Here is a 22062-nt window from a genome sequence, read left to right as displayed (position 1 = left end):
ATCATAAAAAAGCACCTCACCAAGCCAAGCCAATAGTGAGGTGCAAAGGCTTCGTTACTCATTGATACACTTTTAGTAACGAACGAACAAAACACGGTTCCGAATCAGTGAATCATACTGTTATGGTCGTTGATTGCTAATGTGTTGATAAAATTTTATTTATTGATTTTAAAAACCGATACCCACATAGCCACCAACGGTCAAGCCGCCAATTTTCGTGCCATCCAACGAACCAGCGACTAATTGGTAACGCGCATCAGTGCCAATGAAGAAATCTTTCCATATGTTATATTCAATACCGCCTGCAAACATAATGCCGGGCTCCAGTACGGTAATCGATTCAGTGGGAGGGCTGACGACGTGTATCGCTAGACCGGCGGGAATAATCCAGGGTCTGATTTTATATTCCGCAAAATGATTAAATTTAATTTTGGGTGATGCGGTTAAAGTAAATTGATTAACGGTCACCCCCCGAGGATTGTATGCACCCCCCGCCAGCTGCGTAGGCTCGTTCGCCAGCGCATTGCCCAGAATGCCATGACCATATTGCTTATATTCAAACATCAGTTCTGCATCGATTTCCGTTTTGGGTATGAATCCCCAAGTATCATTGGTCAATTGAAAATCAAAGCCGGCACCTGTATACCACGCGTGTCGATCTGCCTGCTCTTGCGCACCCACCGGCGCGACACGACTTTCGATCGACACACCATTACGATGCCCATCGCTTCTCGCATAGCCGCCACGGAAAAACAGCATGATTCTCTTATTACTCATGCCCCCAAAGTCAATCTTTTCATTCGAGGCTCTGGTTTCCTGAATTTGTTCAACTTTCTGGGTAGTTCGAGCCGATTCTGCTTTCACTCGATTTAATTCGTTTTGCATTTCTTGCGTTCGCATGGACTCGGTTTTCATTCTATTCAATTCATTCTGAATTTCTAGCAGGGTATTTTCCAGCTGCTTGATGCGTTGGGCTGCCGCATCCTGCGCAGATGCTTGCGTCGTAGTTACCGCAAAAATAATGAATAACGAAACACTTGTTACAAAATTAGCAGCTAACCTTCCCTTTTGTAAAAAATACTTCATATAATTCTCCTTTATAAGTTTAGTTTTTAGATGCGGCGAATAATTAATCGCGACAGCATAATAAAAAAAACTTGCAGCAACTTTGATCTGCATCAAGATAGTAGTAATCAGTACTTCACTTTGAGAATTTAATGAATTCCAGTATGAGAACTTTTGCATCTTTTCCGCCGGTGGAAAATGCGTTGAGCGAGCCAAATGGACTGCTGGCTATTGGCGGGGATCTTACTCCGCATCGCCTGCTTGAGGCCTATAGCAAGGGCATTTTCCCCTGGTTCAATGAAGATCAGCCGATTCTTTGGTGGAGCCCGGATCCGCGCATGGTGCTGTTTCCACATCAATTGAAAATCTCTCGTTCACTGCGCAAGGCTGTTAAGAAAACCAACTATAAAATTTGTACTGACTGCAACTTCACTCAGGTTATGCAAGCTTGTGCAGCACCACGCGACGGTCAGTCAGGTACCTGGATACACCCGCAAATGATCGCCGCTTATACTGCGCTCCATGAAATTGGATTGGCACATTGCGTGGAAACCTGGATCGATGGCGAGCTTGCTGGGGGACTGTATGGAGTCGCCTTGGGTAAGGTATTCTTTGGCGAATCGATGTTTTCGCGGGTTCAGGATGCATCAAAAATTGCTCTGGTTCATCTGGTAAAACAGTTACAATTCTGGCAGTTTGATCTGATAGATTGTCAGGTTAAAACCCATCATCTGGCATCCTTGGGTGCGCAAGAAATTTCCAGGGCAGAATTTAGTCAGAAATTGGACTGTCTAATTACAACTGGATTTGAATCCGGCAACAAATGGAACTTTGAACGCATTTTGATTGAATAGAGTTTACCCGTGCCTAAATTTCACACCACCAACCCCTATTCCTGCAGTTATTTGCCTGATAGATTGGCATGCTCAGAAATCGCAACGCCAGAACATCTGATTGATACAAAAGCTTATGGGAAGTTAGTTCAGGCGGGCTTTCGTCGCAGCGGACATTATATCTATCGCCCCTGTTGTGAACATTGCCAGGCTTGTCAATCAGTGCGCGTTACTGTCAAAACTTTTACTTCCAAGCGAGCTCAACGACGCGCCTGGAAATTGCATCAGCATTTAGTGGTCACGCAACATCCATTGCATTACAAACCGGAACACTATGCACTTTATCAGCGCTATCAATCCAAGCGTCACTTGGGTGGTGGCATGGATAATGATTGTCGCGAGCAATATCACAATTTCTTATTGCAAAGCTACGTGAATTCGAAATTGGTAGAGTTTCATGAAGCCGATCAGTTACGTATGATCAGTATTATTGACATTCTCCCTGATGGTATTTCATCGGTATATACCTTTTTTGATGCAGATATCGCTCACGCAAGTTTTGGTACTTACAATATCCTATGGCAGATCGAGCAATGTCGGCAATTGGATCTGGATTATCTTTATCTCGGTTATTGGATCAAAGAAAATAAGAAAATGCGCTATAAAGCCAATTTTCAACCACTCGAAGTTTTGATTAATGGTCGCTGGCAACTGCCGGGCAGTGGCAATATTCTTTGAAATTTATTCAAATCGATCATTGCTTCGGGATAAAATTCTGCATGTTCTATACTCTGCTTCGTCCGCTGCTTTTTAAATTGGATCCGGAATCCGCTCACAGAATTACATTCAGGGTAATTGAGCAGATCAGTCGACTAGGCTTATTAAAGCGCGTTTCTATTTCCTGTCGACCGATAAGCGTAATGGGGCTTACATTTCCTAACCCTGTCGGACTGGCCGCCGGCTTGGATAAGAACGGCGAGCATCTGGATGCGCTTGCTGCGATGGGATTTGGTTTTATTGAAATTGGCACGGTCACGCCAAGACCCCAGCCGGGTAACCCAACACCCCGCATTTTCCGGGTACCCGAAGCAAACGCGATCATCAATCGCATGGGTTTTAATAATCATGGTGTCGAGCAGCTGGTTGAAAACATCCAACGTTCGAATTACCAAGGCATACTGGGCATCAATATTGGCAAGAATTTTTCCACGCCGCTAGAAAAAGCGATCGATGATTATTTGATCGGCTTACAGAAAGTTTATTGTCACGCCAGTTACGTGACAATCAATATTTCATCGCCCAATACAAAAGATTTACGGCAATTACAAGCTGCCGATGCTCTTGATCAGTTGTTGAGCGGATTAAAGTCCGAGCAAGCGAAATTAGCACAAATTCATGGAAAATATGTACCGATGGTGGTAAAAATAGCACCCGATCTTGATGGAAAACAAATCGAATCGATTGCTACGCTACTGCTGAAACATCGCATAGATGGCGTGATAGCTACCAATACGACGATTTCACGAAGTGGCATTGAACATCTGAAACTCGCGCAAGAAAACGGAGGACTCAGTGGTGCCCCATTGACTCAGAACGCTACAGCAGTAATTCAGCAATTGCATCATTTTTTGCAAGGCGCTATCCCAATCATCGGGGTCGGCGGCATCTTATCGCCAGACGATGCACAAGACAAATTAAACTCCGGAGCCAGCCTGCTCCAGTTATATACCGGTTTAATATACCATGGCCCCGGCTTGATCAAAGAAATCGCCAAACTGATTTGTGTTGATTCAAAAAATAACCATTTGCCACAATGAGTCAATTGCTGATAGAAAATATAGATGCAATCTTGCCGCAAACCCAATGCGAAAAATGTGGTTTTGCTGGCTGCAGGCCCTATGCAGAAGCTATCGTAGAAGGCGGTGCAGACATCAACCAATGTCCCCCCGGGGGACAACAAGGTATTCAAAAAATTGCTGAGTTATTGGGTATTCCGACTAAACCGCTCAATACAATGCATGGCTTTCCAAGATCCCATCAAGTTGTTGCCTGGATAGATGAAAGCTTGTGTATTGGCTGTACATTCTGCATCCAGTCTTGCCCTGTCGATGCGATTGTCGGTGCCGCCAAGCAAATGCATACAGTGATCGCAGACGAATGCACAGGTTGCGATCTGTGTGTTACACCGTGCCCGATGGATTGCATCAGCATGATTCCGGATGATAGGAAAGCAACGAATTGGGTTAGCACATCTGTGGATGCCGCAAAAAAACAAGCTGCAGATAAAGCGCGCTCGCGCTACCAATTTCGCCAGCAGCGAATAGCACATGAGAAGCGAATTGATCACAAGGCGCGCACCAAAGAATTTATCCAACCGTCACAAACTCAGATAAGTCCTGAGGTACGCAAACAAGTAATTATTGCAGCCGCGCTCAAGCGTGCAGCTGCAATACGAGCACAAGCAGAAAACAAACCAGATTCCATAAAAAAATAAATGAATGCCGCCAAACGCCATGAGATTTTTGCTTGCTTAAAAACAGCCAACCCTAACCCGACCACTGAACTGGAATATCGCACACCTTTCGAGTTACTTATTGCAGTGGTACTTTCCGCCCAAGCTACAGACAAAAGCGTTAATCTCGCAACACGAAAATTATTCCCCAAGGCCCATACCCCAGAGGAAATTCTTGCTTTAGGAGAAGCTGGTTTAACAGGATTTATCCAAAGAATTGGGTTATATAAAACCAAAGCAAAAAATATCCAGGCCACCTGCCAAATGTTAATACAACAACATCGGAGTGAAGTACCCCGTACGCGGGAACTGCTCGAGCAATTACCCGGCGTCGGACGAAAGACCGCTAATGTCATTTTGAATACAGCTTTTGGTGAACCAACAATCGCCGTAGACACTCATATTTTCAGGGTTGCCAATCGAACAGGACTTGCGACCGGAAAAAATGTTTTAGAAGTGGAATTGAAATTACTTAAGGCAGTGCCAAAAGAATTTCGTCAGGATGCCCACCATTGGTTGATTCTTCATGGCAGATACGTTTGTAAAGCCAGAAAGCCAATATGCTCAGCATGCAAAATAAATCATCTGTGTGAATTCAAGGATAAAAGTATTTAACTTCAAGCCTCTATGTTCAAACCCTCTAGAGAACAAGCACGTCAATTGTTTTTTGATACTTGGCGCAAATACCATCAGCAAGAAGTCCTGTCCGGGATTGAAGCAATTGCATTGGAAGTAATACTGCAACACCAGGAATATCAGGGGTTACTTGATAATCCCGATCAGTATTTGGATAAAGATTTTTTGCCCGAAATGGGTGACACTAATCCATTCTTGCACATGAGCATGCATGTGGCGATCAAAGAACAGCTGTCAATTAATCAACCTATTGGCATTTGTAAACGATTTGCTCGACTGCTGGAAAAAACCGGAAGCGAGCACGATACCGCCCATCAGGTAATGGAGTGTCTCGCAGAAATGATTTGGCAAGCCCAGCGCTATCAATCTGCGCCGGATGCAACCATTTATTTCGAGTGTCTGGATAAACGATTCAGTTGAATGCTTCAATTAAAAGCGAGATAAAACCGAACTACAGTATTTATCTCGCTCTTATGTTAAGTACAAATAAATTATTAATCTGCTTTTTTATTTGTTTGAATTCAAAGTGCCAGGCAGGCTTGAGTAGTAAAAAGCCAAATTCTCAATATCTGCTGCGCTTAAATTTGCAGTCATTCCAGCCATGATAGGATCATTGCGCGCACCGGATTTATAGTCGTTCAACGCTTTTACTAAATAGCTTCTATACTGTCCACCAATTTTGGGAAAATTTGGCGCAGGACTATTGCCATCCACACCGTGACATGATGCACACACCTCAGCTGCTTTGCTTTTACCTGCTTCTATATCAGCCGCCATTACTTGACTTGATATCATCAAGGCCGCTGCACTTACTGCAGCGATTACATAATTCTTCATAATTCGTTCCTTGCGTAAATGACTTAATTAATTTTTAGAATAATAAGCAGCGAAATCTTTGAAATCCTGTTCCGATAGCGTTTTAGCCAAGCCGGTCATAGTCGGGTGGCTGCGTGTGCCATTTTTGTATCCTTCCAATGCTTTAACGATATATTCCGCATGCTGTCCGCCCAGTTTGGGAACACTGTAAGCACTAGGAAAAGCTGTTCTATACCCTGGAATTCCGTGACAACCCTCGCACATTGAAAGTTTGTCCTTTGCCGCCGCCGCATCCCCTTCTGCTTGAGATACGCCTGTAAATGCCAAGAGCATACTCATGGCAAGTAATAAATTCATAATCAATTTGTGTTTCATCTAATCCTCCTTCTCTCAAAAGCTGAACTTTAAACGATACGCTCGGTTTGGTCAATGGAAAGTATAAGTATGTCCATGTTGTTTATAGGGAAATGGTGATCTCAGGTACAAAAATTTGCAGCAGATTTTGATTCCAATTCCTCCCATCTTGCGAAGCAGCCTGTCAGCTCTTTTTCAATCGCAGCAAAGCGTAATTGTAATGCTTTTGCTTCGTCGGGATAATCACGATAGGTCGATGGTTCATTCAAGCGTAAAATTATATTCGCTTGTTCTTGCTCCAAGGTATCTATTCTAGCAGGTAATGCTTCAAGCTCCCGAGTTTCCTGATAGCTTAATTTTTTAGCTCTAACGGAGCTGGATGATTTTGAAATTTTAATCGGAGAAGTATCTAACTGATTGGATAATATTTTCGGCTGATTGACATTGTCTTCGAATTGTTTTGCACGTATCCAATCTTCATAACCGCCAACATATTCACATAATTTTCCATTTCCTTCGAATGCAATTACTTGTGTGACCACATTGTCAAGGAATTCACGATCATGACTGACCAGAAACAACGTGCCCGTATATTCCTGCAGCAAGGTTTCCAGTAACTCCAGCGTTTCGATATCCAGATCATTGGTAGGTTCATCCAACACCAATACATTGGCCGGGCGCGTAAATAATCGCGCCAGTAACAATCGGTTACGTTCCCCACCTGATAGTGATTTGACCGGTGAGCGGGCACGCTCCGAAGGAAATAAAAAATCCTCTAGATAACTGATGACGTGCTTGCGTTTACCGTTAATTTCGATAAAATCCGAACCTTGACTGATGGTATCGGTCAGAACCATTTCTTCATCAAGTTGCTCACGCATTTGATCGAAATAAGCAGCTGCCAGCTTGGTTCCTTGCTGAATTTCTCCGGAATCCGGCAGTAATTCACCTAAAATTAATTTTAATAAGGTTGATTTTCCAGCCCCATTGGGACCCAATAATCCCACCCGGTCACCGCGCATGATTCTGCAAGAAAAATCTTTGATGATTAACTTATCGCCGTAACTTTTATTCACAAGCTTCAGTTCAGCAACCAATTTTCCCGAACGCTCGCCAACATCGACATTGATATTGGCTTTACCGATTTTTTCTCTTCTTGCTGCACGCTCTAGCCGTAATGCTTCCAATCTTCGCACTCTACCCTCATTGCGTGTGCGGCGCGCTTCTATGCCTTTTCGTATCCAGATTTCCTCCTGTGCCAGTATCTTATCGAATTTTTGCTGATGCACCGCTTCAACTTCGAGCATTTCCACTTTTTTATGCTGATAATCCTTGAATTTCCCGGAAAAATTTTCCAGATTTCCACGATCCAATTCGATAATTCTGGTTGCCACATTATCCAGAAAGCGACGATCATGCGTAATAAATAAAACACTGCCGGTAAAATCCTGCAATAATCCTTCCAGCCATTCAATCGAAGAAAAATCCAAATGGTTGGTGGGCTCATCCAGCAATAGCACATCCGGTGATATCACCAGTGCACGCGCTAACGCCACGCGCTTCTTCAAGCCACCGGAAAGATGTTCAATCAAGGTATCCGCAGGCAGATTCAGCTTATTGATTACCGCTTCTATTTTTGCTTGTAGATTCCACCCGTCTTCCACTTCCAAGGCGCTTTGCAAATCCTGTAACCGAATCAGCAATGCTTCAGTATCATCTGTCGTTTCACTCAACGCATGCGAAACGGCATGATAATCCAGCAGGATCTGGCTAATGTTGCCTAAACCAATTGAAACTTCCAAATACACCGTATTGGCAGGATTCAAGAACGGTTCTTGTGAAACGTAAGCCAGCTTTAAATTGGGCGCACACCAAAGTTTACCGTCATCCAACTTGATTTCTCCCGCCAATGCACGCAGCAAACTTGATTTACCTCCGCCGTTCCTACCAATTAATCCTACGCGCTCCCCCGGATCCAGCTGCAAATTTGCATGATCGAGTAGAGCATGGTGGCCAAAAGCCAAGCAGGCGTTTTCCAGTGTAATGAGCGGCATCGGTACAGTCTACTTTTTACGGGGATAGTTAGATTTTGCTATTCGATAAATAACAGGGGAAGGATTTTGTCATGCTTTAAGCAGCTTGGCAAAAATGGTTTAAAAATGGAGCCCATAGGCTCCATTTTACAATCACTACTCAAAACAAATCGCATTACTCAATTGTCGATACATTAATTTTTTTCGGCAGTACTGCTTCACGTTTCGGAATAACCACTTCCAGCACGCCGTGCTTTGACGAAGCGGAGATCGCGTCAGCATTCGCAGTGTCCGGTAAGCTAAAACGCCTGTAGAATGAACCGTAAGTCCGTTCCACACGTTTATAACCTTCTTTCTCCGTTTTACTTTCAGATTTCTTTTCGCCCTTAATCGTAAGCACACCATCTTCCATGCTAATGTCAATTTCTTCCGGCTTTACCCCTGGAATATCCGCATGAATGACAAATTTACCCGCTTCTTCCTTAATATCCACAGCGGGCGCCCATTCTGCAGTTGCAGTGGAACCTTCAGCAACACCCCGCTCCAACTCTCTTTGCAGCTGATTCAACAAACCCCAAGGTTCATAACGTGTAATAGCCATAATAAATTTCTCCTTTCCTTATAAATAAAAAACATCATATAAGCTCAATATCAACGCCTAACTCAACTCCATATGGTTAACCACTTGAAACGGCGTTGTTACAATCACTGAAAATATACTTTCAATGCCGATATAAGGTTTATTTAAATTTTTTCAAGAGAGTGAATATAAAACTATACCCATTTTCAGTTACCTTTGTTTGAAATAAGGAATTACATTTATTACCGGTAACGTCGCCGCCATCCATATATAATTGCTGCCGTGACAAACAGCAATAAAATAACCCAAATTCCATGTCGTTTAACCCATTCCATTAGGTTTCCCTGAATGGAAAACTTTGCCTCAGCGAGGTCAAGTATTATGGTATTTGTCTGTGCACTATTTTGCGCTAATAAGTGCAACTGGAACCTTAATACCCGGTCACCTGAAGAATTCGGCATTATCCACCAGCGCCATTTTGCCATACCCCCATAGTCCGAATTCGGATCCTGAGGCCCCTGCCGATCAATTTCAAACGTTGTTCCGACAACCTCTGCTTTCATGCTGGGGGACACCACGCCGCTAATTCCCTGTATCGAAGTACCATCGGAAGATGTGGCTGCAATTTCGTTCAAAAATCGCGCAAGACGCTTTGTTTCTAAATTCAAAATCACTTCAAAACCTTCATATTGTTTGACTTTTGACGGAATCGTAATCGCCGCGCTATCGATCGGCAGTTTCATAAACACCGGATTAAATTCTCTCTTAGCCGATAACATGTGCATCAATGCATTGATGGAGAAAGGTACAACGAGTAACACCGCTAATAATGCAATGAGCATGATCAAATTGAAATTCAAACCGGATTCAGGTTCTGAGTGGCGCATGATTTCTCCAGCTGTTGATTTTATAGTGATATTATCATTCTTAGCCCGGTGCTTTTCCTAAAAAGTCACGCAGTTATTTCGAAATGTTTAGTCGACTCGGAAATAAATGGGTAAGATGATGATAATAAATATTTTTAGGTCTTCGAAGCATCATTCCGATCAGGAATGGTTGGATCCTTTTTATGTTTTATGGGCGTAATATACGTACGCAATACACGATAATATCCCACGATCAAGATTAATTCTTTATTTGTATTGACAAGAAACAGTCAGATCAAAATCTAATCTTTCGAATCCTTTCCCGACGAGGATAACAAATGCGGCCATAGGCGCTGCATCGCCAAGAAAGTAAAAGAAGCCGACCAGGTTATCATGGCCAGACCTGCCAAACCTTCAGCAGCACTCAACATACGAATAGCGCCAACGGGCAATAAGTCGCCGAATCCTACGGTTGTGTATACAACCGACGAATAATAAATAAAATCAAATAAGCTGGCTTCATCTAAACCGATAATGCGCCCCATATTGGCATCATGTTGCATTAACATATAGCCCAAAGCAAAAATCACAATTTCTAATACGTGCGCTACCAACAAACCGAGCATGACGATCAGAACTCCGATGCGTTTATGCATATGCACACCAACCGTGCGACTTAAAAAACGCAATGCTTCGTAATGCAATATCACGCATAAAGTAACAACCACCCCGGAGATCATCAATCCCACCAAGTGGGAGGTGTGCTCATTCATAGTTTCAAACTGATTTTTTTAATCACAAAACGTATTGTGATACATATAATAGAGAAAAGGTTAAATGCAGAACATTTATATAGCGATAATTTCGCTTCATAAGAAAAATTCATGGGACAAGCAACTGAAATCATAGGGCGTGGATTGGCGCGGTTTTTAACCAAGCAGATACGGCAAAGCATTCAGGTTGCAACAATCAGCCAGGAACAACTAGCAGCCACCTTACGGCCTGGCGATGTGCTATTGGTAGAGGGAAATACTCGCGTCAGTGTCGCCATCAAATATCTGACGCAATCAACTTGGTCACATGCTGCACTTTACATCGGCAATGTTCTACCTCATGGCGCTCCTTGGGAACTTCCCCGAGTACTGATTGAAGCTGATTTGAAAGAAGGTGTACGCGCCATTACACTAGCGCATTATGCGCAAATGCACACCCGGATCTGCCGTCCCATTGGCTTGAGTAATGATGATCGCAAACGGATTGTCGACTATGCGATCGCACGTATCGGACATCGGTATGACCTTAAACATATCTTCGATCTTTTGCGTTATCTACTCCCAACGATCCCGGTTCCTACACGATTCCGCAGACGCTTACTGGCATTGGGAAGTAACGATCCTACGCGGGCAATTTGTTCTACTTTGATCGCACAAGCCTTCGAATCGGTACGCTATCCAATTCTGCCGGAAATTCAGCGCACATGGTCGGATGATCTCACTCGTGCAGATTGTTATGCGGATATTTACCATATCCGCCATCACAGCCTTTTTACTCCAAGGGATTTCGATATATCGCCTTACTTTGACATTATCAAGCCGACAATTGAGAGTGGCTTTGACTACCGCTCACTCGCCTGGAGCGATGCAATGCACGATCCTAAGCGCATTCAGTGTGAGGTTACTGAAACAGTCAAAACCAAAGAATTATCATAAGTACAAAGACTTTCCTACTTACGATCAAATAAAGATTAATTTTAGTAATTGCCGTTCTTATTTATTTTTCGATAATTTTTCAGATAAATACCACACCATTTTGTACCAGTCCCGCAAGATCGATATTCAATGCATTTTCTACAGAATTGGCGCCAATTTCCATTAGCTGCGCCTGAGTGAATGATCCGCCACTACCTTGCAACAAGCTCACATAAAAATCATGCACTGCTGGAGCTGGTGCTACACCCACTACATTTTGATAGACTGTATCGACAAATTCATCGTTGGATAAGTCCAGCACATTAACGGCGAGCTCGGATACCTCGAGTACGGTTTGTCCGGAATCGAACAAATTTAACCCTATAGTCACATAATCCGGATGTTCCGTAATTGCGGACGCACCAAAAGCTGCGCCAATGATCCGGGCAGTGTTGTTACCAGCCTGTCCGTTATTAAAATCCATCGCAAGTTTCGTATCTGCGAATTGTAACCGCTCAATACCGGATAGCGTATCGTTTCCCTCCAAACCAGAAATGTTAAATCCCGAAGAAGTCGTTGCAATGGTATAGCCGACACGATTACCGCTATAAATTGCTGTATCGATACCTAGGCCACCATCCAGAGTATCATTTCCACCCACACCATTCAGCCTGTCCAAACCATCCCCGGCATTAATAATATCAGCACCTGGCGTACCTGTAAGATTGTCCGTGCCATTAGTACCTGAGATGATATTACTGAATATCGTGCCCGTGTTGCCAACAAAATTGGTCGGAGAGTTGATGCTTGTCGAACCATCACGGTTCAATGATGTTGTCCCGTCAACCGGGAGTGCAGCATAAGAAATCGCGCCCCCAATCATTCCGGGAAAATTTATAGTACCATTGGTAGTAAATAAAAAACCATTTGGAATGATATAGTCTGGCGCAACTATTCCTAAATCCGCAAATCCCTGAGTGGCAACCAATACTGTCTTGCCAGCGGTTGCAGAGCTGGGAAGATCGGTGCCAAAACTATAAGTATTGGAGATGATGCCATTGGTTGAGATAATTGAGTGCCCTACCCAGAAATTCTGGATATTCGCATCTCCGACAAACTCGATGAACTGAACAGTACCTGCTGTGTTTGAAAACACTTCATTGATATGGAATAGATGAAAGGACATTATCTTCTCCTTGAATCAATTATTAATATCCGTTACTTAAGCTGGCGAAGCTGTAAGTCATGATACACGATAACGAAGAATGAAGAATGAGGCGTCGCAATTAAAAAACGTGCATTATCGATTATAAGTCAATTCAGCCTTTATTCTGGCAATGCGCGCCGAACGCACTTTGGTGTTAATGGCACTAGGCAATGCGGCTGACTCAGATAAATTCTGCCTGAGTTCAGCTGCAATTGCACCTGCATCCACTTTTTTTGCTGCAAGATATGCTTTTCGAAATCGATCAGCCTGCACGTAAGGTTTAATTGCATAACCCGGACGACCATGAAAATCGCATGCGCATGCCTGTAAAAATTCTTCAAATCGTTCCGGCTTACGGTAAGCATCAACTATTTGCAGCATATTCGCCATGGTAGACGGTTTGAGCTCTTCCGCCCGATGTACGTCACCATGATAGCGGGCCACCAGTAATGCGAGATCCCGCGATTCTTTAGGAACCCTGATACGCTCACACAAAGTTTGTGTCAATTCTACGCTACGTGCCTCATGGCCTATATGACGCGGCCATTCTTCGAACGGTGTTGTTCCTTTGCCCACATCGTGCATCAGCGCGGCAAAGCGCACCGGCAGCGAATAGTCGTGCGCAGCGGCGTAATCAATTACGAGCATAATATGCACACCGGTATCAATTTCAGGATGCGCATGCGCCGGTTGCGGAACACCGAACAACACGTCCACTTCGGGAATAATCCGCGCCAAAGCACCGCATTCTCTCAGCATATAAAACATTCTGGATGGGGTTTTTTCCATCAAACCGCGCGCGAGCTCCTGCCAAACACGCTCCGGTACCAGCGCATCAACTTCGCCGTTATGCACCATATTATTCATCAGCATCATTGTTTCCGGCGCAATGCGGAAACCAAAACGCGCCGCAAAACGTGCAGCTCTGAGAATACGCACAGGATCTTCTGAAAATGCCGGACTGACATGGCGTAAAATGCCAGCTTCCAGATCAGCGACACCGTTAAAAGGATCGATAATGTTGCCGTCTTCGTCTTTGGCAATCGAATTGATGGTAAGATCTCGACGCGCCAGATCTTCCTGCAAGGTAACCTGAGGAGAGGTAAACACTTCGAATCCTTTATATCCGAGTGAAATCTTTCGCTCAGTTCGAGCTAATGCGTATTGTTCATTGGTTTGCGGATGCAAGAAAACCGGAAAATCCTTCCCCACCGGACGGTATCCCAACAATTCCATTTCCTCCGGTGAAGCTCCCACTACCACATAATCATGATCCTTGACCGGTAATCCGAGCAATTCATCGCGCACTGAGCCGCCTACAAGATAAATTTTCAATGATTATTTCGCCTTCACAACTCCCAGGCGCTCCTTAAGTGTTGGCGAATTGTGTCCATGATCAAGCACCTTTGCGTAATACATCGAATTTTTCAAAACCTTCTTAACGTAATCCCGTGTTTCGTTAAAAGGAATCGTCTCAGCATAAATAGCGCCTTCCAGCACGCTGGTGTCATCGCGCCAGCGCCTGGCCCGGCCTGGCCCGGCATTATAGGCAGCCGAAGCCAGCAACGGTTGATTATCCAATGTATTCAACACATGCTTGAGATAATACGCACCTAATTGCAAATTGGTATTCACATCCACCACCAGATTCTGGCGGAAATTGGGTATTCCCAGCTGCTTAGCAACCCATTCGGCCGTAGCCGGCATCAATTGCATCAGGCCCGTTGCTCCTGCATGGGATTTAATATCCGCAATAAAGCGGCTTTCCTGCCGAATCAAACCATACACCCAGGCTTCATCCAGCTCATGTCGTTGCACTATATTTCTAAGTGCTTCGCGGTGCGGAGATAAAAATCGCAAACTGAAATCATGCTGCGTTACCGTTCTGTTCGCAGTATTGATCGCACGGTCATACATACCCTGACGGCGTGCTACTTCGGATGCAGCCAATAATTCCGCATCGGAAAATTGTCGAACGGTCCAACTCCATTCACGAAATGCTTCAGTGCGTAAATTCATGCGCGCAAAAGCCAGTGCCCTCTGTATGCCGGGCCTACGTTCCATTGCGGACACTTCATCAGTACTTACGCGATAAGTTTTTTCCGCGATGCTTAGGATGGCACCCAACTCTTCCCGTGCCAATTGGCCATAAAAACTGTGCTCATCGCTGAGTGGAATTAAGATATTATTTGCATCCTGCATTCGATCCTTGATGATAAACGCACGCGCTTTCCAGTATCGCCAAGTATCAATCTGCTGCTCAGTGAGCGACATCTTTTCGATAGTCTTCAGTACTTCGTCCCAGTGAGCGAGCCGCAAAGCTGCACGCACCTGCCAGGCAAGCACGGTATCCGAAGGCGGATAGGTTTGCGGTGTATTCTGAGCTTCTCTGAACCAATCCAAAGCACGCGAATCATGCCGCATTGCTGCGCGATACCCGAGCCTTCCGAGGAAATAAGAACGATCAAATGGGGTAAGCTGGTTTTTGATCTTTAACCATTGCACATAGGCTTGATTGGTATCATTACGCAGCAGGCGCAATAACGCGAACAAAGCAATTTCGCGGTCACTCCGCGATTTGATTTTGTTTTTTAAAGTATCCAGGTAACGTAATGGATTTTTGGCTGCATTATTCAATTCGGTGCTGTTTAACAACTCGCTATTAGGTAAATAACGACTAATATGCATCGCCACGCCGGTTTGACCTTCTTCCAAGGCAAGTCGAATTCGGGTCCAGATATCTTCCAGCGTAATCTGTTCACTGTAGATTAACGTACGAAAAACCGGTGTGCAGCTTTCGGGCTGACTGTTCGGCGTAAACCATAACGACCGAACTTCCGACAGCAATGAATTATCTTTAGCATTCAGCCGACTTTGGTAGTGATAGCATAGAAGCTCAGTATCTCTGTTCACTGACAACGGATATTCTATTTCAAAGAGTGACCATTGTTGATTCTTGCCCAAAATCTTGAGCCAATCTCCGCGCAATCGATCCGCAACCAGATCACCATCATAGCGTGTGAGAAAGTACCGAATATTGGCAATATCAGTGGTCTGCAGTCTCATACGCAATTTAAAATATTCTACATAGGGCATAAGCACGTGGCGTTGCAGCTTTATGGAATATTCATCCAAACGTTTCACATTGCCAGCCTGGAAGGCTTCACGCGCAGCGATAAAATCAAAGTCCTGATTTGCAGATAGCGTTCCGGAAAAAACCAAAAAAATTAATCCCAAAAGGTAATTTCTCATAACGATTTCCCGTACAGGCTCTAATGGAGGGTATTTACAATCAAGAAATAGAACAAATTTTTTGCAAAAAATTGGGACTTTCACATATTCACTGTGAAAGTCCAATGCCATTCTTAAAGTTTCAGCAAAAATCCTGCAGCCAATCTACCAACTGGTAATAACGATTAAACAATACCTTGGCCCAGCATCGCATCCGCCACTTTGACAAAACCGGCGATATTGGCGCCGTCCACATAATTAACGCTGCCGTCGGGCTTGGTACCGTATTTCAAACAGGATTTATGAATAGCCTGCATAATTGCTTGCAAGCGTGCATCAACCTCCTCATGAGTCCAGGATAAACGCATTGCATTCTGGCTCATTTCCAGACCTGAAGTGGCGACACCACCGGCATTACTTGCTTTACCCGGTGCATAAAGTACTTTGTTATGGATAAAACACTCGACTGCTTCAGCGGTCGATGGCATATTTGCACCCTCAGCGACACAAATGACACCGTTATTAACGAGTGTTTGCGCATCGGCACCGGTGATTTCATTTTGCGTTGCACACGGTAATGCCACCTGTACCGGCACATGCCAGGGTTTTTCACCCGGTAAGAAGGTAACGTTCACACGTTTAGCGTATTCATCAAGGCGCGCATACAGATGATTTTTTACTTCCGCCAATATTGCCAATTTTTCCAGAGTAAAGCCGCTTTCATCCACAATCGTGCCGCTGGAGTCGGAGACGGTAATCACCTTGGCACCTTGCGCCATGGCTTTCTCTACAGCAAACTGCGCTACATTACCCGAGCCGGAAACCGAAACACGCATCCCTTCCATATAGCGCCCTGCATGCCGTAATACTTCTTGAGCAAAATATACCGTTCCATAACCGGTTGCTTCCGGACGAATTAGCGATCCGCCAAAACTCAATCCTTTTCCGGTAAATACACAATCAGCTCGATTGGATAGTTTTTTCATCATCCCCGCCATGAATCCAACTTCACGCCCACCAACGCCGATATCTCCGGCGGGTACGTCGGTATCCGAACCAATATGGCGAAACAGCTCACTGATAAAAGCCTGGCAGAAACGCATAACTTCTCCTGGGCTTTTACCTTTCGGATCAAAATCGGAACCACCCTTGCCGCCGCCCATCGGCAGTGTCGTCAATGCGTTTTTGAAGGTTTGCTCAAACGCCAAAAATTTAAGAATTGACAGGTTAACCGAAGGATGAAATCGAACACCGCCTTTGTACGGACCAATGGAAGAACTATGTTGCACCCGGTAACCTCGATTTACTTTAACTTCGCCATGATCATCAACCCAAGATACGCGAAATATAATCACGCGCTCAGGCTCAACCAAACGATCCAGCAAACCATGCTCAGCATACCGTGGGTGTTCCATTATAAAAGGCCACAAGCTCTCAATGACTTCTGTAACCGCTTGCATGTACTCTGGTTGATTAGGATTTCGCTCAGTCACATATCCACTGAACTCCTGAAGGCTCTTATATTTCATTTTTAATTCCCCGGTAAATGAAAGGTTATTTGCGAATAACCCAATTCTGCCAAATAAATTTACACGCTGCACTGTATTTTTTTAAAAATGGAGTTTTTTGTGCTGTTACACTGTTACATTGAAATATCAGTTATTGGAAAGCTTTGTTGCAGACAAACTAGCTTATCAGCAAACAGGATTTATCTCTCTACTGAATTGGTTTTAGACGCAAAATGAAGGTCGCTAGTTGTCGTATCCCCTATCTTAGGGGATAATGTACACTTTTATTCATTTTATTTTTCTGAAAAATTAGGGAGCTAGTATCGATGGGGACATTCAAGGATTTTGACGCGACGGTATTTAAAGATTTGACCAGTGCGGTGCGCGCATTGGCGATGGATGCCGTGCAAAAAGCCAATTCTGGTCACCCTGGTATGCCAATGGGTATGGCTGAAATTGCTGAGGTACTGTGGATTCACCACTTGCGTCATAATCCTGGCAATCCGGGTTGGGTTGACCGTGACCGGTTTGTGCTATCTAACGGACATGGATCCATGTTGATTTATGCTTTGTTACATTTGACCGGTTACGATTTACCGATGGAAGAAATTAAAAAATTTCGTCAATTCCATTCAAAAACACCCGGACATCCCGAGTATGGTTACACGCCAGGCGTGGAAACTACTACCGGACCCTTGGGTCAGGGTATCACGAATGCGGTAGGCATGGCTTTGGCAGAAAAAGTATTGGCAGCCGAATTCAATCGCCCTGGTTACAATATTGTAGATCATCACACGTATGTTTTTCTCGGCGATGGTTGTTTAATGGAAGGCATCTCGCATGAAGCTTGCTCATTAGCCGGCACTTTGGGTTTGGGCAAACTTATCTGCTTTTATGATGATAATGGCATTTCCATAGATGGGCATGTGGAAGGTTGGTTTACCGATGATACGCCAAAGCGTTTCGAATCTTATGGCTGGCATGTAGTGCCTAATGTCAATGGCCATGATCCTGTTGCGATTGAAGCTGCGATTGAAGCTGCAAAGCAAGTCAACAACAAACCATCGATGATTTGCTGCAAAACGGTCATCGGATTGGGTTCTCCGAATATGGCCAATACCCATTCTGTACATGGCGCCGCATTAGGTGATGCGGAAATCGCCGCTACTCGCCCGCATATTGGTTGGCATCACCCACCTTTTGAAATTCCGCAAAATGTTTATAGTGTTTGGGACGCAAGAGCGAAAGGTCAGAAGCTGGAAACGGAATGGAATCAGAAGTTTGCGGAATATGCAGAAAAACATCCCGCGGAGGCGGCGGAATTTAATCGTCGAATGGCTGGAGAATTGCCTGCAAATTGGAGCAGTCATGTTGAGAATGTTATTAATCAAGTCAATGCCAAAGCGGAATCCATCGCGAGCCGCAAGGCTTCGCAAAATGCAATTGAAGGCTTAGCGCCCATTCTGCCGGAATTGATTGGGGGATCTGCCGATTTGGCCGGCTCCAACCTGACACTATGGTCAGGTTCCAAGGGTATCGACAATAACGCCGGTGGCAATTACGTCTATTATGGTGTACGTGAATTTGGGATGAGCGCAATGATGAACGGATTATCGTTGCACGGCGGCCTGATTCCTTACGGCGCAACCTTTCTGATGTTTTCAGAATACGCTCGTAATGCACTGCGTATGGCCGCTTTGATGAAAATCCGTAACATCTTTGTCTTTACACATGATTCAATTGGTCTGGGCGAGGATGGTCCAACGCATCAACCGGTAGAACAAACAGCCACATTGCGTTATATCCCCAATATGGATGTATGGCGGCCTTGTGACACCGTTGAATCAACCGTTTCATGGGTTCGTGCCATCGAACGTAAGGACGGCCCTTCAACATTGATTTTCAGCCGCCAGAATCTGCCGTTCCAGAAACGAGACGCGGCAATCATCAAACAGATTGAAAAAGGTGGCTATGTATTAGCCGAAGCAAGTAACAGCAAACCGCAAGTTATTCTCATCGCTACCGGCTCAGAAGTCGGTCTAGCCGTGAACGCGCAGAAAGTATTGGCGGATGAGGGCATCCATGCACGCGTTGTTTCCATGCCCTGTACCAATGTTTTTGACCGCCAGGAACCATCTTACAAGGAAAGTGTCTTGCCAAAAGATGTCAAACGCGTGGCCATTGAGGCTGGAGTGACGGATTTCTGGCGTAAATATGTCGGGTTGGATGGCGCAGTAGTGGGTATTGATACTTTTGGTGAATCAGCGCCTGCAGATGTGCTGTTCAAGCATTTCGGCTTTACTGTCGAAAACGTAGTTAAAACAGTAAAAAACGTTCTCTAATTCAATTAAAGAATATAGCGTTCGGATAACGAATTTCGTTCCGAATGCAATAAGTTTTTCATTCAAGGAGTTTTAGCATGACAATTAAGGTTGGAATTAATGGATTTGGTCGTATCGGGCGTATGGTTTTTCGCTCAGCAGTACAGAATTTTTCTGATATTGAGATTGTAGCAATTAATGATTTATTAGAGCCTGACTACCTGGCTTATATGTTGAAACACGATTCAGTGCATGGCCGTTTCCAAGGCGATGTGTCAATTGATGGAAATACATTAGTAGTTAATGGCAAAAGAATTCGTTTGACCGCAATTAAAGATCCTGCTGAATTGAAATGGAGCGAAGTGGGAGCTGAAGTCGTTATTGAATCCACAGGGCTCTTCCTGACCAAAGAAACTTGCGAAAAGCACTTGGTGGCAGGTGCTAAAAAAGTCATCATGTCTGCGCCTTCGAAAGATGATACACCCATGTTTGTATATGGTGTGAATGACAAATCCTATAAAGGTGAAAGCATTATTTCCAACGCCTCCTGTACTACCAACTGCTTGGCGCCGATGGCTAAGGTATTGAACGACAAATGGGGCATTAAACGCGGATTGATGACTACAGTACATGCAGCAACCGCGACTCAGAAAACTGTAGATGGTCCATCTAATAAAGACTGGCGCGGTGGGCGCGGCATTCTGGAAAATATTATTCCGTCTTCAACGGGTGCTGCCAAGGCAGTAGGCGTGGTAATTCCTGAACTGAACAAAAAATTGACCGGCATGGCTTTTCGTGTCCCAACTTCGGATGTTTCAGTGGTTGACTTAACGGTTGAGCTGGAAAATGAAGCGAGCTACGATGAGATTTGCAATGCAATGAAGGAAGCTTCCGAAGGTTCAATGAAAGGGGTGTTGGGTTATACCGATCAGAAAGTGGTTTCTACCGATTTCCGCGGTGAAAGCTGCACGTCCATTTTCGATGCTGAAGCTGGCATGGCTTTGGATAAAAGTTTTGTTAAAGTGGTAGCATGGTACGACAATGAGTGGGGTTATTCCACCAAAGTATTGGAGATGGTTCGTACTGTTGCCAAGTAATTTGTATTGATTGATACGTAATTAAGAATATTAAAATATTGATTACTATCTGAATTACTATTCAATTCGTCAAGACATAAAGGGTAGCTTTTGCTATCCTTTATATTTTTTAAAGACAATTTTGGAGTTTATCGTGCCAGTTATTAAACTTGTTGACCTTGATCTAAAAGGTAAGCGTGTATTCATACGCGCTGATCTAAACGTGCCTGTAAAGGATGGCAAAGTAACCTCGGACGCCCGCATTACCGCCTCCATGGCGACGATTAATCATTGCCTCAAAGAAGGTGCCAAGATAATGGTAACTTCTCATCTGGGACGTCCTGATGAAGGAATATGGACCGAAGAAAATTCCTTAAAGCCCGTTGCTGATAATATCGCCAACCGTCTAGGAAAACCCGTTCGGCTAATCAAAGACTGGGTGGGCGGTGGATTTGATGTTGCTGCGGGAGAGTTGGTAGTACTTGAAAATTGCCGTATCAACAAAGGCGAAAAGAAAAATCTCGAGGAAACTGCACAGAAATACGCAAAATTATGTGATGTGTTTGTTATGGATGCCTTCGGCACTGCGCACCGTGCAGAAGCTTCAACTCATGGTATCGCGAAATATGCCCCGATAGCTTGTGCAGGAATTTTACTGACTGAAGAGCTGGAAGCTTTAACTAAAGCGCTGTTGAGTCCGGCTCGTCCTATGGTTGCCATAGTAGGCGGTTCGAAAGTTTCTACCAAACTTACCGTACTTGAGTCGCTGTCCGAAAAAGTGGATCAATTGGTTGTTGGCGGCGGCATCGCTAATACTTTTCTTAAAGCCACTGGCAAGAATGTCGGTAAGTCATTGTGTGAAGACGATTTGGTTCCAACGGCCAAAAATTTGATGGATAAAATGGCCAAACGCAATGCATCAATCCCGATTGCGGTCGATGTTGTGGTTGGTAAGAAATTTGATGCCAATGAACCGGCTGTATTAAAGGATGCTGGTAGCGTGGCAGATGATGAAATGATTTTCGACATCGGTCCAAGAAGTGCGCAGGAATTAGCAGATATCATTATGAAAGCCGGAACGGTAGTGTGGAACGGTCCCGTAGGTGTATTTGAATTTGATCAGTTTGGCGCCGGAACTGAAAAGATTGCACGAGCAATTGCAGAAACTAAGGCATTCACGCTGGCAGGCGGTGGCGATACGATCGCAGCCATTCAAAAATATGATATTTATAACAAAGTCTCCTATATCTCAACGGCAGGAGGTGCCTTTCTAGAATTTTTAGAAGGCAAAAAGCTGCCTGCAGTAGAAATTCTGGAAATGCGCGCTAACTAATCG

Annotated in this window: 21 protein-coding genes; 10 read left to right on the top strand and 11 right to left on the bottom strand. The window is 44.4% G+C overall.

What is annotated here, in order from left to right; genetic code table 11:
* Positions 1-168: 168 nt before the first annotated feature.
* Positions 169-1086, bottom strand: a complete 918-nt coding sequence (locus ATY38_RS05260; RefSeq protein ID WP_062560104.1) for a hypothetical protein — start codon at positions 1084-1086, stop codon at positions 169-171.
* Positions 1087-1217: 131 nt separating this feature from the next.
* On the opposite strand from ATY38_RS05260, the gene aat reads away from it, so the two are divergent.
* Genes aat through ATY38_RS05230 form a run of 6 tightly spaced genes read left to right on the top strand, consistent with a single transcriptional unit; the run spans position 1218 to position 5466 of the window.
* The gene (gene aat, locus ATY38_RS05255) at positions 1218-1919 is read left to right on the top strand and encodes a leucyl/phenylalanyl-tRNA--protein transferase (RefSeq protein WP_062558382.1); all 702 of its coding nucleotides are present in this window, start codon (positions 1218-1220) and stop codon (positions 1917-1919) included.
* A 9-nt stretch (positions 1920-1928) separates the two neighbouring features.
* Positions 1929-2636: an arginyltransferase gene (locus ATY38_RS05250; protein WP_062558381.1), complete on the top strand. Its 708-nt coding sequence runs from the start codon at positions 1929-1931 to the stop codon at positions 2634-2636.
* 41 nt (positions 2637-2677) lie between these two features.
* The gene (locus ATY38_RS05245) at positions 2678-3715 is read left to right on the top strand and encodes a quinone-dependent dihydroorotate dehydrogenase (RefSeq protein ID WP_062558380.1); all 1038 of its coding nucleotides are present in this window, start codon (positions 2678-2680) and stop codon (positions 3713-3715) included.
* Positions 3712-4392 carry an electron transport complex subunit RsxB gene (gene rsxB, locus ATY38_RS05240; protein WP_062558379.1) on the top strand — a complete coding sequence of 227 codons (681 nt, stop codon included), beginning with the start codon at positions 3712-3714 and terminating at the stop codon, positions 4390-4392. Before ATY38_RS05245 ends, rsxB begins: the two co-directional genes overlap by 4 nt.
* Complete coding sequence (gene nth, locus ATY38_RS05235) at positions 4393-5025, top strand: endonuclease III (RefSeq protein WP_062558378.1); 633 nt, start codon at positions 4393-4395, stop codon at positions 5023-5025.
* Positions 5026-5037: 12 nt separating this feature from the next.
* Positions 5038-5466: a DUF1841 family protein gene (locus ATY38_RS05230; protein WP_062558377.1), complete on the top strand. Its 429-nt coding sequence runs from the start codon at positions 5038-5040 to the stop codon at positions 5464-5466.
* An 87-nt stretch (positions 5467-5553) separates the two neighbouring features.
* On the opposite strand, the gene ATY38_RS05225 is transcribed toward ATY38_RS05230, so the two are convergent.
* From ATY38_RS05225 to ATY38_RS05200, 6 genes are all read right to left on the bottom strand, one after another.
* Entirely contained in the window at positions 5554-5883 is a 330-nt protein-coding gene (locus ATY38_RS05225; protein WP_062558376.1) for a c-type cytochrome, read from the bottom strand.
* A 27-nt stretch (positions 5884-5910) separates the two neighbouring features.
* On the bottom strand, positions 5911-6237 hold the full coding sequence (locus ATY38_RS05220; RefSeq protein WP_013646230.1) for a c-type cytochrome: 327 nt from the start codon (positions 6235-6237) through the stop codon (positions 5911-5913).
* Between the two features lie 101 nt (positions 6238-6338).
* Positions 6339-8270: an ATP-binding cassette domain-containing protein gene (locus ATY38_RS05215; RefSeq protein ID WP_062558375.1), complete on the bottom strand. Its 1932-nt coding sequence runs from the start codon at positions 8268-8270 to the stop codon at positions 6339-6341.
* A 154-nt stretch (positions 8271-8424) separates the two neighbouring features.
* On the bottom strand, positions 8425-8850 hold the full coding sequence (locus tag ATY38_RS05210) for an Hsp20/alpha crystallin family protein (RefSeq protein ID WP_062558374.1): 426 nt from the start codon (positions 8848-8850) through the stop codon (positions 8425-8427).
* A 221-nt stretch (positions 8851-9071) separates the two neighbouring features.
* Positions 9072-9716, bottom strand: a complete 645-nt coding sequence (locus tag ATY38_RS05205; RefSeq protein WP_062558373.1) for a hypothetical protein — start codon at positions 9714-9716, stop codon at positions 9072-9074.
* 281 nt (positions 9717-9997) lie between these two features.
* Positions 9998-10468, bottom strand: a complete 471-nt coding sequence (locus tag ATY38_RS05200) for a potassium channel family protein (RefSeq protein WP_062558372.1) — start codon at positions 10466-10468, stop codon at positions 9998-10000.
* Between the two features lie 111 nt (positions 10469-10579).
* Between ATY38_RS05200 and ATY38_RS05195 the strand changes: the two genes are divergently transcribed.
* Positions 10580-11404 carry a YiiX/YebB-like N1pC/P60 family cysteine hydrolase gene (locus ATY38_RS05195; protein ID WP_062558371.1) on the top strand — a complete coding sequence of 275 codons (825 nt, stop codon included), beginning with the start codon at positions 10580-10582 and terminating at the stop codon, positions 11402-11404.
* 79 nt (positions 11405-11483) lie between these two features.
* Here ATY38_RS05195 and ATY38_RS05190 read toward each other — a convergent pair whose 3' ends face one another.
* The 4 genes from ATY38_RS05190 to gdhA all read right to left on the bottom strand — a co-directional run bounded on the left by ATY38_RS05190 (position 11484) and on the right by gdhA (position 17350).
* A complete protein-coding gene (locus ATY38_RS05190; protein ID WP_062558370.1) occupies positions 11484-12569 on the bottom strand; it encodes a hypothetical protein in 1086 nt (361 codons plus the stop codon).
* A 114-nt stretch (positions 12570-12683) separates the two neighbouring features.
* A complete protein-coding gene (locus ATY38_RS05185) occupies positions 12684-13925 on the bottom strand; it encodes a multifunctional CCA addition/repair protein (protein ID WP_062558369.1) in 1242 nt (413 codons plus the stop codon).
* Positions 13926-13928: 3 nt separating this feature from the next.
* Entirely contained in the window at positions 13929-15842 is a 1914-nt protein-coding gene (locus ATY38_RS05180; RefSeq protein ID WP_062558368.1) for a lytic transglycosylase domain-containing protein, read from the bottom strand.
* A 164-nt stretch (positions 15843-16006) separates the two neighbouring features.
* The gene (gene gdhA, locus ATY38_RS05175; protein WP_062558367.1) at positions 16007-17350 is read right to left on the bottom strand and encodes an NADP-specific glutamate dehydrogenase; all 1344 of its coding nucleotides are present in this window, start codon (positions 17348-17350) and stop codon (positions 16007-16009) included.
* A 305-nt stretch (positions 17351-17655) separates the two neighbouring features.
* Here gdhA and tkt point away from each other — a divergent pair, with 305 nt between their 5' ends.
* The 3 genes from tkt (at position 17656) to ATY38_RS05160 (ending at position 22059) form a co-directional block, all read left to right on the top strand.
* Entirely contained in the window at positions 17656-19671 is a 2016-nt protein-coding gene (gene tkt / locus ATY38_RS05170; protein WP_062558366.1) for a transketolase, read from the top strand.
* Positions 19672-19748: 77 nt separating this feature from the next.
* A complete protein-coding gene (gap, locus tag ATY38_RS05165) occupies positions 19749-20747 on the top strand; it encodes a type I glyceraldehyde-3-phosphate dehydrogenase (protein WP_062558365.1) in 999 nt (332 codons plus the stop codon).
* Between the two features lie 133 nt (positions 20748-20880).
* Positions 20881-22059 (top strand): phosphoglycerate kinase, encoded by a 1179-nt coding sequence (locus ATY38_RS05160; RefSeq protein WP_062558364.1) that lies wholly within the window; start codon positions 20881-20883, stop codon positions 22057-22059.
* Positions 22060-22062: the final 3 nt, after the last annotated feature.

It is taken from the genome of Nitrosomonas ureae (genome assembly GCF_001455205.1).
In the GTDB taxonomy this organism is placed as follows: Bacteria; Pseudomonadota; Gammaproteobacteria; order Burkholderiales; family Nitrosomonadaceae; genus Nitrosomonas; species Nitrosomonas ureae.
The sequence above is the reverse complement of the archived record's forward strand: the minus strand, read 5'-3'. Positions and strand labels throughout refer to the sequence as shown.